This is a genomic window from Chitinophagaceae bacterium (assembly GCA_030053935.1).
Taxonomy (GTDB): domain Bacteria; phylum Bacteroidota; class Bacteroidia; order Cytophagales; family JASGCU01; genus JASGCU01.
On sequence record JASGCU010000023.1, the window covers coordinates 14,243 to 28,096 of the forward strand.

Here is a 13,854-nt window from a genome sequence, read left to right on the forward strand (position 1 = left end):
TACATACTATGAAAAAATGGTTCATACTCCTATCGATTGTATTGCTTGCATCAAACTCTGCATTTCCTCAAATAAGGAAAAAAAAAATACCTCCCCCCGAAGACGAATTCATAACACAGCCCAAGAGAATAGAATTTTCAATGAATACAGATGATTGGGAAAACTACGAAATATTCTCTTGCGAAGAAAATGGAATTATCCTTTTCCAAAAAACAAATACCAGAAATGAAAAAGGTTTTCTGTGGAAAATCCTCCTATTAGATACAGACCTGAATACCGCATGGATAAAAGAATATATACTCCCATTCGGATTTTTTATAAGAGGATACGATTATGAAAAAGAACATTTATATATCCTATTTCAAGAAAAAGAATTCAAACAAAATGAATTTTTCGTAATAGACCTACAACTATTTGATGGAAACATACAAGTATTTGCTATAGATGTATTGATAAAATTATCCCTTACACAATTTGAAGTCACCGAAAACACTACTCTCTTTGGAGGAACGTTTGAACATAAACCTGTTGTTATTATTCATAATCTCAACGAAAAAAAAACAACCATACTCCCAGGTTTTTATGAAAATAGAAGTAATATACTTTCTATACATACAGATAATCTATCAAAATTATTTACTGTTTTCGTATCCGAAGAAAAATACCAAACAAATACAGTAACTATGAAAGTATTTTCTTTAGATGGAAATTTAGTATATGAAGTTCCTCTCAAACCATCTCTTGATAAAGGACTTATTAATGGAACATCAATAGGCGTTGTAGATGATGAACTGTATATTGCAGGAGTATTTGGTAAAAACTTTTCAGAGTATTCCCAAGGAATTTATGTGGCAAAAATCAATAAAGATGAGCAACAAGATATCTACTATACATACTATTCAGAGTTAAAAAATTTCTTTTCTTATATGAAACCAAAACACCAAAAAAGAATGCAAAAAAAAGCAGAAAAAAAAAAACTAAAGAGTTCGCATTTACACATCGCCAATAAAATATTACTCCACAATACAATACGAAAAAATAACGAACATATTCTTATAGGTGAGGTATACTACCCAATTTATAACAGAAATAACAACCTATACAACCCTTTTTCTTTTAATAATTACTTTCCTTATCAAAATCAATACAGATATAGTAATTACACATATTATCCCGTAAAATATGAATATACTTACGTTGTCATAATCTCTTTTAATAATGCAGGTGAGATTCTTTGGGATAATTCTTTTGCAGTAGATAATGTTTCTTCATATACATTGGAAAAAAATATTGCAACAGTTACCTCAGAAAACTCTATAACTATGCTGTATATTCACCAAGGGGAAATTCGCTCCCGAATTATCCAATCCCAAGATATACAAACTGAAAAACGCAATAGCATCAAACTAAAATACCCCGATGACGAACTAGAATATAGAGCAACCCACATTGCACATTTAGAAAAATGGTATGAAAATAATGTATATCTCTATGGAGTCCAATATGTGAAAAATAAGAAAGAACAACAAATTCCTTTGCAAAGAAAGATCTTTTATATAAATAAAATCGTCTGCAAGTAATATAACTCTTTTTATCCCAAATGTCAACAAAAATTATTATTAAAAGAATATTCTTAGCTCCTTTTTATACCATATTTGTGACAGCAAGTGGTATAAAAAACTTTTTATACAATAAAAAAATAATCCCATCTATCACCTTTCCAATACCCATCATTTGTGTAGGAAATCTCACAATGGGCGGAAGTGGAAAGACCCCCCTTATAGAATATCTCATACATTTTTTATACAGTAAAAACATATATCCATGTATTTTAAGCAGAGGGTACGGCAGGAAAACAAGCGGGTTTAGAATCGCATCTCATGAGGACTCCAGCACTACCATAGGGGACGAACCATTTCTTATTTTTCAAAAATACTTTTCTAAAATATGTCTGTATGTATCTGAAAATAGAGTTTTAGGAATAAAAAAAATACTCACAATACACAAGTCCCCAGTAGTTCTCATGGATGATGGCTATCAGCACCGCTCTCTCAACCCCCATTTTAAAATACTACTCACCACTTTTGAAAAACCTTTTTTTAAAGATTATATTTTTCCATTAGGTATGCTACGTGAAAGCAGACATAATGCTCAAAGAACTAATATAGTCATCATAACTAAATGCCCTCCTGTTATTTCAACTTCTCAAAAAATATATTTTACCAAAAACATAGAAAAATACACCAAAAAAGACACACCTATTTTTTTTAGCACTCTTCTCTATAATAGTCCTATCCCCTTCGGAAAAGAAAAGAACTCTACCAATGACATAATTTTAATAACAGGAATAGCAAACACCACCCCTCTCATACAAAAATTACAAGAAGAAAAAAAAAATATTATACAACATTTCTCCTTTCCCGACCACCATCTCTATACAGAAAAAAACCTACAAGACATCTTTTCTTTTTGGAAAAAAAATAAAAACACAAACCTATTCACCACCGAAAAAGATTTTGTAAAACTCAACTCTCCCTTATTTCAAGAACAAATTACGCAAATGCCCATCTTTTATATTCCCATACACATAAAAATAATAGAAAACGAAACCGAATTTCAAAAACAAATACTCACCGCTTGCAATAAGAGCAACCCTTTCTCATAATATTTATATACAAACAAAAATAATTTGCTAAAATCATAATGAACTCTTTTGAAAATAAAATAAAAAAAATCACACTCTCACCTCAATTCTTTGATTCTTTTCAAAAAATAGGAATCATCACTGCGGAATGGAATAAAGATATAACAGAATCCTTATACAATGCGTCTTTACAAACTCTCCAAAAAAATGGTATTCCCGAAGAACGTATACTGTCTTTATGGGTTCCAGGAGCTTATGAGCTCCCAGTGGCAGCTCAAAAAATTGCTCTATCCCATGATATATCTGCCATTATTTGCATAGGATGTGTGATACGGGGCGATACCCCCCATTTTGACTATATCTGCCAAGCAGTTACTTACGGAATAACAAAAGTAATGCTCCAATACAATAAACCTATCATATTTGGAGTACTCACTACCAATACTAAAAAACAAGCAGAGGAAAGAACCATAGGAATATACGGAAATAAAGGAACAGAATTCGCTATATCCGCCCTCAAAATGATAGATGCTTTTATTAATATTGGGAAAAAATAGAAATGAGGGAATGGTAAAAACAGTACGTTTTGTGCCATTATGGATTCTTTGTGAACTTTGTGTCTTTTGAAAAAGAAAATAATATACCACAAGGACGTAAAGAAATTATTGTGGAATCATAGCTCATTAAAAAAACTTTCCTTTACAAAATAAAAAATCTATAATAGAGAGATTAGGAATGAAAGTATTGCCAAACATTTGGTAATAATTACAAAATCTTTTATCCATAGACATAAAATGTTTGTTATCCCTTTTTTTTAATTCCCGTATATCTATCCAATGATCACCTGTATTTGGAGTAATATAGTTTTGAGAAAACTCATACTCTATTGTTGCGTTCAACATTTTGTTGCAAGTAAGAAAGAGCCTGTGATTGAGTTCCCATAGTTTTTCATAACGAGAGTGGAGCGTCTTAAAAAAAATATCTGCATAAAAGTCAAAGAAAGCCGACTTCCCGTATGCAGATCGGATAGCATTACACATTCTATTTTCCCATCTTTGTTGGTAGTCAATTCTTATATCTTTGAAAGAAGATTTCATTTTCTCGTGTTTCACAGGAACGGTTAAAAACAGAACTTTGTGAGCGGAGAGTATTTCACATCTATTTCGGTATGTTCCTTTTATATAATGCTCGTGTATATCAAAAGTCACGGCATTACTTCCCAATAACAGAGAAAAAAATTCTAAATTGGGAAGAAACGGAAGAGAGCTGAGGATAGTCTTTTTCATAATGGTATATAAAATATTTTTATTTTCCATACAATACCACTAAAAATAGATGTTTTTACAAATACTATTCTTTTTTTAATATTTTTGCATCTGAAATATGCAAGAGATTGTATTATTTGTATAAAAATAAGATATTACATTTTTTCATTTGATACAAAATAATTTTTTAATATAAAAGTAAAAAACGTAAAGCAAATTACACTATGGATAATTTTATAGTTTCCGCAAGGAAGTATCGACCCAAAGGATTTGAAGAAGTAGTAGGTCAAGAACATATCACTACGACTCTTACAAATGCTATTAAAACGAAGCACATTGGTCAAGCGATGCTTTTTTGTGGTCCTCGTGGAGTTGGAAAGACCACCTGCGCAAGAATATTTGCACGGATGATAAATGAATTTGACACACAAGAAAGTATATACGAAGCCGCACACTTAAATATTTACGAATTAGATGCCGCTTCTAACAATTCTGTAGATGACATCCGTAACCTAACAGAACAAGTCCGTTACCCTCCCCAAAAGGGAAAATATAAAGTATATATAATAGATGAAGTTCACATGCTCAGCAATCAAGCATTTAATGCTTTTCTCAAAACATTAGAAGAACCCCCCTCGTATGCTATTTTCATCCTTGCCACTACCGAAAAACACAAAGTGATACCTACTATTCTTTCCAGATGTCAAATATATGACTTCAAAAGAATTGAGATACGAGATATAGTAAAACAATTGCAAACCGTAGCAGAAAAAGAAAATATAAAAACAGAAGAAGAAGCATTGCATCTTATAGCTTCCAAAGCTGATGGAGCACTCAGAGACGCTCTTTCTCTCTTTGACCTCATCGCCACTTTTTCTTTGGATAATTCTATTACCTACAAAAACACAGTTAAAAACCTGCACATCATTGATTATGAATATTATTTCAAAATAACAGACTTTTATAATAATCAAAATATAACTGATATACTACTTCTCTACGATGAAGTCTTACAATACGGTTTTGAAGGACAAAACTTTATTTTAGGACTTATGCAGCATTTTAGGAATCTGTTTATTTGTAAGCATCCCGAAACTATTTCTTTACTCAACACATCGGAAACAGTAAAACTCCAATACAAAACACAGGCACAAGCAACTACCTCCGCTTTTTTATTTTCCGCAATGGATATTCTATCCCAAGCAGATATATATTATAAGACGAGTAAAAACCAAAGACTTCACGTAGAGCTGGCACTCATCAAAATATATAAAATACTTACTGAACCCAATGAAAAAGAAACCTCTAATGAAGAAGAGGGATTAAAAAAAAAACGAGTTTAATTGACAATAGCCCATCAATAACAAATATTGCCCAAAAAACTATTGACAGCTCAGCTCATGTTTATAAAAAAGACACTCCCAGTCTCCGTATTAATAAAACAAATACAGTAGAACAAATACAACCCCCCGATACCCAATCGGAACAAAAAAAAACTGCATCGTTAGAAGAAGTATGGAAAAACTTTAAAACTCTTTATGAACAGACCATACATCAGAGCGAATTATTAAAAAATATTTTTCAACAAGTTCCTTCTTTAAAAAATGAAAATGAATTAGAAATACACATCCAATCAGAGTTACAAAAAAATTATTTTTCAAATATAGAACCAGAACTTTTAAAATACCTCCAAAAAAACCTCTCAATTCCCGATATAAAAATAACAATACACGTACCCCCAAAAAAAACTACTACCAAGCCATTTACCAACAGAGAGAAATTTGAATATTTGGCAAAAAAAAATCCTTATCTTTTAGAAATGAAAGAAAAACTCCAATTAGAAGTCATTACCTAAACAATAAATATCTTATAAACATAATATACTATATGCTTAATAAATACAGCAAAATATTAACTCAAAATGAAACCCAGCCCGCATCACAAGCCATGCTCCACGCAATAGGGTTAAGCGAAGAAGATTTAAAAAAAGCACAAGTAGGAATAGTAAGCACGGGATACGATGGAAATCCCTGTAATATGCACCTCAACGACCTCGCAAAAGAAATAAAACAGGGAATTAACGCCCAAGAACTTATCGGCTTGATATTTCATACCATAGGTGTAAGCGATGGAATCTCTATGGGAACAGACGGTATGAGATATTCCTTACCATCAAGAGACCTCATAGCAGATTCTATAGAGACAGTAGTCAATGCCCAATATTACGATGCGGTAATAACCGTGGTAGGATGCGATAAAAATATGCCCGGTGCTATGATGGCATTAGCAAGAATCAATCGCCCCAGTATATTAGTATACGGAGGAACAATATCCCCTGGATGCTATAAAGGAAAGGACTTAAATGTAGTATCTGCTTTTGAAGCATGGGGACAAAAAGTAGCAGGCACCATAACAGAAGAAGATTATAAAGGAATTATAAAAAATGCCTGCCCCGGACCCGGGGCCTGCGGGGGAATGTACACAGCAAATACTATGTCTTCTGCCATAGAAGCATTGGGAATGTCTTTACCATTTAGTGCATCAAATCCTGCTATCAGCAATGCTAAAAATGAAGAATGCCTTTCCATCGGAAAAGCAATAAAAAATTTACTACAAAAAGATATAAAGCCATTAGACATAATGACTCCAAAATCTTTTGAGAACGCTATTACCCTTGTAATGGCTTTGGGGGGGTCTACCAATGCTGTTCTGCATCTCATCGCTATGGCACGTGCCGCAAAAATACCTCTCACATTACATGACTTTCAAAATATAAGCGATAAAACCCCTTTTATAGCCGATTTAAAACCAAGCGGAAAATATCTCATGGAAGACCTCCACAAAGTAGGAGGAATACCCGCAGTAATGAAATTTTTACTCAAAGAAAAATTCCTACACGGAGAGTGTCTCACCGTTACAGGAAAAACAATTTCTGAAAATATGGATACTGTCAAAGACCTCGCTCCCCATCAAACTATCATAAAACCCATTCAGAACCCTTTTAAAAAAACGGGACATATTCAAATCCTCTATGGAAACCTCGCAGAAAAAGGTGCTGTTGCTAAAATTACAGGAAAGGAAGGGGAAACATTCGAAGGAACAGCCCATGTTTTTGAGAGTGAACAAGAGACAAATGATGCAATAGTGCAAGGAAAAATCAAAAATGGAGAGGTAATCGTTATAAGATATACGGGACCAAAAGGAGCTCCTGGTATGCCCGAGATGCTCAAACCAACATCTGCTATCATGGGAGCAGGATTAGGGGATAAAGTAGCACTCATAACCGATGGAAGATTCTCGGGAGGAACACACGGATTTGTAGTAGGACACATAACTCCCGAAGCCGCAGAAGGTGGGAATATAGCCCTTATAAAAAACGGCGATAGTATCAGCATAGATATTCATAACAGAACCTTAGATCTAAAAATATCCCAAGCAGAACTGGAAAAAAGAAGAAAGGAATGGAAAAAACCACCTCCATCTGCCAAAAACGGGTACCTCGCAAAGTATATACAATTAGTAAAATCAGCATCTGAAGGGTGCGTAACCGATGAAATAATTTTGTAACTAATCAGCAGGTATTTTAACCAAAAATCTCATAAAAAAGTATTTTATTGCTAAATACATAAGGTGGGTTCTAAAAGTTGATTTATTCAAAAAAAAAATGTTAGTAACTATTGATTTTTAAGGGATACAGTTTTTAGGATTTGAATTTTTAGAACCCATTAGGTGTGTTCAATCAGTACAAAAATATAAAAAAAGATGAATTCAAACGGTTTTATTTAGAAAAATTAGAAAAAATGTAAACTAATAAGAATAAAATATGTACTTTTTTTTGACTTTTTAAATATATAAAATAGGTCTTATATTTTTAAAAATTAAAACCTAAAAAACAATTTTTAGAACCCACCATATGTTACATTGTATAAAATTTGTGATAATTTTTTCTATTGCGCTAAATAGTTACAATAAACTCTAAAATAACTTATAATTCATAACTTTCTCTCTAAAAAGCAAAATAATTATGCAAAAAAAGAGCCACAATAAAATATACCGTTAATCCTAATAAATCATTTATCGTAGTAATAAAAGGACCCGATGCCAATGCAGGATTCAGTTTTATTTTATTTAGTAATATAGGTGTAATAGTTCCCATAACAGAAGAAAGGATTATCACCACGAAAAGAGAAATCCCAACAGTCAGTGCTAAAAAAAGATCAGAATATAGTGTATAAATAGAGGCAAACACAACACTACTTATAACAAGTCCATTCAAAAAAGAAATAAGCATTGTCTTACGAAGTTTTAAGGTTATTTTTTCTCTAAATATCATTGCTTTGGTGATATTCTGCACTACTATGGAAGAAGATTGTATACCTACATTGCCTCCAGTGGCTGTTATCAGAGGTATAAAAAAAGCAATAGCGGGGATGAGCATTAACTCTTGCTCAAACAAACTTATAAATTTTGCCCCCAATAACCCACCCGCGGTTCCTATAAAAAGCCATGGTAACCTCGCTTTTGTCAGTTTCCAAACAGAATGTTGCTCTGAAACACTCTCCGAGTATCCTGCCATAAGATTCCTTTGCGTCTCTGCTATTTCTGTTATCACATCTACAATATCGTCTATTGTAATCATACCAATCAGTTTTTTATGAGCATTTATTACAGGTATCACCTCTAAATTATACTTTTGCATAATGTCAGCTACATGTTTTTGGTCATGCTTCGCTTCCACATAATGAACATGCTTATTATAAATATTTTCTATTTTATGTGCGTGGTCAGAAATCAAAATTCGCTTCGGCGAAACCCTTCCTAAGAGTTTACCATATGAATCCACTACATAAACAGAATAAAACTTCCGCACCCACTGTGCTTGTTTTTTTATTTCCTCTACACACTGTCCGACTGTCCAATCATAATGTACTTTTATAAGTTCTTTTGCCATAATTCCACCCGCACTATCAGAAGGATAATGCAGTAATTCCCTGATATTATTTGCCTTTTCCTCATTATGTATGAAACTAATTATTTCATTCATAAAAATTTGCTCTTGCTCAATCAGTATATCCACACAATCATCAGAATCTATATACTCCAAAAAGAGTGCTATCCGTTCCGCAGAAAATTCTTTCAAAAAATCCCTCCGAGTATACTCATCTATGTTATTTATTATCTTAGATTGCGTTTTTATATCTACCAAATCTATGATATACTTAGAATACTCGGTATTAAAAAGATACAAAAGCTGCGATATATCAATAGCTCTCATCCCTTTTATTTTATTCCTCACGGCATCATCATTTTTTTCTGCTAAGGATTGCTTTAGATCCTCTAAAAATTCCTCGTTTATTGGGAAAGACATATCTAAAATATAAAATGAATAAAAAATAAAGGTGGGTTCTAAAAATTGATTTTTAAGGGATACAGTTTTTAGGATTTGAATTTTTAGAACCCTTCAACTATAATATAATTTGTATTCCTACGTAGTGAAACTATACAAATAATTATTTGTAATTATTGTATTTGTTTTTAATGTATTTATGAATACTACCTAATGTAGAACCTATGTGTTAGTTTTAAAATTTTGGTAAGTTCCAAAACTCTGGTAAAAATTAATCTGTTTACAATTTCTACATATTCTCTACCTCATTACATGCACGTATCCTTTATATGTCTTTTTAGTAGAGGTGTTTGCATATCCTTTTATTTCAAATGTTATCAAGTAAAAGAATATTCCTGATATTGTTGTTTTGTTGTCTATAGTTCCGTTCCATAGGTGGAGGTTTGGAGGGTTTACGACAGATTCTTTTTCTACTATAGTAGTTCCATCTGTATTTATGATGAGTACTGAGTATTTGTAGATGTTTTGTAAGGGGTAGTTTTCTTGCTCTGTATCACTTATTTTGGTGTATGGCGCTAATATATCATTTACACCATCGTTATTAGGAGTGAATACATTGGGGATATGGAGTTCGGGGATAGTAATCCCTTCTATTTCGAGGGTTATGTCAACGGATTCGGCTGGTTTATAGTTTCTATTCCCTGTTTGAAATGCGGTTATGAGGATAGTCCCTGGTTTGGATAGGATAATATATTGATCGGAAATGACACCTATTTCTGTGTTGGATGAGGTAAATGATACTACGGGTAAGCGAGATGTCGCTTCGGCGAGGAGAGGGATTTTATTGTTGTCAAAAGAAAGTGTGTATTTTGGAATTGGTGGGAAAGAAATAGTTTGATTTGCTTGATGAACGATGAGGGTTCTTGTGACAGATAGGGCTTCAAAGAAAGATTCGTTTCCCATTTGTCTTGCGGTGATAGAGGTAGTTCCTGCGTTGAGTATTTGAATGGTTCGGCTATCATATATAAATTTTGCTACGTCATTGTTTGCTGCAATGCTGTAGGATATGTCTAGACCAGATGTAGTAGATGCGGCAAGCAAAAAGATAGGCTCTTCTCCGTAGGTTTTTTCTATTGCAGTAAAGGAGATAGTTTGTCGTTTTTTAATAGTGGATGGTAGGATAATGAGTGTTCGTGTAACAGGGAGAGCGGGATGGTAATTTTCGTTACCCTCTTGGTAAGCAGTAATGGTTATAGTTCCTGTATAATAAATAGTGACATAATGAGATGCGTCCACAGATGCTCTACGGATATCAGAACTGCTGAAAGATAGTCGGAGAGATGAAGATACAGAGGCATTTAACAGGAAATAGTCATTAGTTATATATTTGGGAGATATGGAATCGAAAGAGATAGTTTGTTTTGCTTTTGCTATGATAATATTTGCACTGGTGGAGTCGGGCAGATATTCTTCATTTCCGTTTTGAGTAGCCCATACAGAGGTAGTTCCTGCTTTTTTGATAGTAATAACATCGGCATCTATACTGAGTATATTGGTATTTCCTATTTTATAGGTAATAGGGAAGGAAGAGGAGCTGGTAGCCGTTACCACAAATGGTCTATCCCCGTATGTTTTATAAATATCGATGAGAGTTATGGTTTGTGTTTTTTTAGGAATAAGGGTATGTTTTTTATAGATAAATAAAGAGGTATCTAATGTAGAATAACACTTACTGGTATCTACTACCCGTAGAGAGAATGCAGTATAAGGGTAGTTTGCATGGTAAGAAGCACCGGAAGCACTTTTATAAATTAGGAGAGGATTAGAAAATCCTTGATTATATAGTGTTCCGTATGCATCAAATGTGCTATAGTATCCATTTAGTTCTCTTTCAATAGCCCATCCATCGACATGAAGAGGAACACTACTAAGAGGTTCTAAGAGTGCAAAAGTGAGGGTATCATTTTGAAATGTTGCTTGTACTTTTATAACGGGTTTTATTTTTTTGATGGTCATAACTTGAGAGATGGAGTTGTATCCTTCTTGTCCGCTAAAGGACGCAGTAATGGTAACCGTTCCTGCACTGTGGGTGATGATAGTATCGCCTTTTATAGTGGCAATAGTTGTGTCAGAACTCCTATAAGATATAGGGAGAGAACTGGTGGTAGTGGCACGAATAGGAAATCTTTCGTTGCAATATTTTGGAGGTATTGTATTGATTGTGATAGGATAATATTCTATTATTCTTGGGGGAACAGAATAACAATCAAGTGAATCTGTTATGGTAATTTTTACTTTGGAAATAGGGAGGAATCCTGGTATATTTACATGTTGGTATGAGATGATGTTTACAGAACCTGTCAGTCGTAGGTAATTATTACAATGATACGGTGGGTTTTCATTACATATCTTAAAAGTAGGCATATATCCGAGAGGAGATAGTATTTTGATGTTTATGTTTGTGGTGTTTACTGCTCCAATTATTTCATTTTTAGTTTCGGATAAGAAGAAAGCAGAGAATGGGAATGTTGCTTTTGTGATGGCGACGGTTTTAGAAATAGGGATTGCGGGATAATAGTATTCATTTCCTGTTTGAAATGTGGTAATGGTAAAAGATCCCGTGGAAAGAGGGGTTACGGTATTTCCTGTTATGCGTATGTTTGTATTTGATGAAGAAAAATATACAGGGAGTCGGCTGTTGCAAGAAGCGGTGAGAACAACAGGTCTTTGACATTGTTGTGGAGAGGGTATATTGGCAAAAGTTATAGTTTGGTTTAGTTTTTCGGGTTTTCCAATAGCAAGGATATGATAATCGCCTATGGAGAGGCGTTTTACTTCTTTGAAAGGAGCTATAAATCCTCTTTCATTGGTATATCCGGGGTAATAATCGCTGAGGGTGTATCCCCAGAGGTGTACTTTTTCATTTTTATTTATTGCACCTGCAAAGGCATATCCCGCAGCTATTTGTGAGATAGATGTGAGCTGCGTAGGAGAATATGCTACAATAACAGTATCAATGATAGTAAGAGTGCCAACAGGAACAGGTCTTTGAAAATTTGGTTCTGTAAGTGGTCGTATCCCCCGTTTCCAAGGTATGAGTCCCCAGGTAGCAATGGTGCTGTCTCTTTTAAGAGCAAGGTTCAGATATCCTCCTACTTGAGCAATGGATGTTACATTATTCAAAAGAGAGGGGGGGTTGCTGTAATCATATTGAATGGATCTTCCTTCGACTTTAGAAGTATCTAATATTCCTCTTTTCAAAGTATCTACGGTGCCATCTTTTTTCAGAGCAATGGCATAATTTACGCCACCTTGTATTTGGGTTACTTGGTTTTTTAATACATTGAGATGGGCAGTATTTATATATTCTTCCGATCCCCATCCGGTAATAGTTCCATCGTTGGATATAGCGTAAGAAGAATGACTTCCTGCTGCTATGTGTATAACATTTTTAAGGGTTCGTGGTACATTGGATTTTCCAAAAAATCTGCTATTTATAGAATCAGAACCCCATGCGATGACAGTTCCATCATTTTTGAGAGCAAGAGAATGACTCCATCCACCTGCGGCTATTTGCACTACATTATGAAGATCTGCTGGTACGTTTATTTGTCCATACTCATTCCATCCCCAAGCGGTGATAGTTCCTGCTTTGGAGAGAGCAAGAGAGTGGTTTCCTCCTGCGGATACATCTACAAAATTTTCATGTGTAGATGGGGTTGCAGCTTGCCCGAAGTTTAATATTTGTGGTATATCTGAGAAAGTAACAATTCTATCAGGTGCGTAATCAATCACTCTGAGGAGGAACATATTAGTAGATTCCCTGCGAGAGTTTTTTACAAATACTTGATGGATTCCTGTTTGGAAGGTATTTGGTATAATTGCAGTTATTTGAGTATTGGATGATCTACGGATAATAGAAAGAGTTTGTCCGTTTACTGTTATTTGTGCGGTTGGGGAAAAAGAGATACCTTTTATGACGACAGAATCATCGGATGTGGTGCTAAAAATAACCGGACTTACAGATGTTATTTGGGGTCCTGTAATAGTCAGTTTTTTACTTACTGAAGCCGCATAGTAATTTGGAGATTCGGGAACGTATGCAGTTATGATAGTAGTTCCGGCAGAAAGGAGTTGTAAGCTGTCTGTGGAGCTATAACGTACTGTTTGTGCTATGGAAGTGTTAGAAGAGCTAAAGCTTACAGGTATCCCAGTGTTAGATATGGCAAAGAGGCGTGGATTTGTATCAGAAAGTGACTTGATAGTATCTATTACAAAGTCAATAGTTTGATTTGCTTTTTTTATAGTGAGAGTTCTTGTAAGAGAGGTGAAAAGCCAATTTTCATTTCCTGTTTGGATAGCGGTTATGTTGACAGTTCCTACTGTTACTATGTGTATAAGAGAGTCGTTGATGATTTGAGCTATGGTGGTATTACTGCTGCTAAAAGAAAGAGGGAGTCCAGAGGTAGAGGTAGCATTTATTGCGAAGTTGGGGTCTCCTATTGTTTTGGTCGGAAGGGTAAAAGTAATAGTTTGGACAACTCTATTTTTCCCTAATGCAACTCCGTAATGGTAAGAGCCAGCGGAGAAATCTACTA

8 protein-coding genes are annotated in these 13,854 nt (G+C 34.2%); 5 read left to right on the plus strand and 3 right to left on the minus strand.

Translation table 11 applies throughout. From position 1 onward, the window contains the following. The first annotated feature begins 8 nt into the window (after positions 1-8). The 3 genes from QM536_04025 to ribH are packed head-to-tail and all read left to right on the plus strand — an operon-like array spanning position 9 to position 3,201. Entirely contained in the window at positions 9-1,580 is a 1,572-nt protein-coding gene (locus tag QM536_04025; GenBank protein ID MDI9356180.1) for a hypothetical protein, read from the plus strand. Positions 1,581-1,600: 20 nt separating this feature from the next. Then, positions 1,601-2,665, plus strand: coding sequence for a tetraacyldisaccharide 4'-kinase (lpxK, locus tag QM536_04030; GenBank protein MDI9356181.1), 1,065 nt, complete (start codon positions 1,601-1,603; stop codon positions 2,663-2,665). Positions 2,666-2,703: 38 nt separating this feature from the next. Next, positions 2,704-3,201, plus strand: coding sequence for a 6,7-dimethyl-8-ribityllumazine synthase (gene ribH, locus QM536_04035; GenBank protein ID MDI9356182.1), 498 nt, complete (start codon positions 2,704-2,706; stop codon positions 3,199-3,201). A gap of 126 nt (positions 3,202-3,327) precedes the next feature. Here ribH and QM536_04040 read toward each other — a convergent pair whose 3' ends face one another. Further along, positions 3,328-3,930, minus strand: coding sequence for a WbqC family protein (locus tag QM536_04040; GenBank protein ID MDI9356183.1), 603 nt, complete (start codon positions 3,928-3,930; stop codon positions 3,328-3,330). Positions 3,931-4,133: 203 nt separating this feature from the next. On the opposite strand from QM536_04040, the gene dnaX reads away from it, so the two are divergent. Next, positions 4,134-5,252 (plus strand): DNA polymerase III subunit gamma/tau, encoded by a 1,119-nt coding sequence (gene dnaX, locus QM536_04045; protein ID MDI9356184.1) that lies wholly within the window; start codon positions 4,134-4,136, stop codon positions 5,250-5,252. A gap of 544 nt (positions 5,253-5,796) precedes the next feature. Beyond that, complete coding sequence (ilvD, locus tag QM536_04050) at positions 5,797-7,476, plus strand: dihydroxy-acid dehydratase (GenBank protein ID MDI9356185.1); 1,680 nt, start codon at positions 5,797-5,799, stop codon at positions 7,474-7,476. Positions 7,477-7,915: 439 nt separating this feature from the next. On the opposite strand, the gene mgtE is transcribed toward ilvD, so the two are convergent. Next, positions 7,916-9,277 (minus strand): magnesium transporter, encoded by a 1,362-nt coding sequence (mgtE, locus tag QM536_04055; protein MDI9356186.1) that lies wholly within the window; start codon positions 9,275-9,277, stop codon positions 7,916-7,918. A gap of 279 nt (positions 9,278-9,556) precedes the next feature. Then, a partial coding sequence (locus QM536_04060) for a gliding motility-associated C-terminal domain-containing protein (protein ID MDI9356187.1) occupies positions 9,557-13,854 on the minus strand: 4,298 nt, incomplete at its 5' end.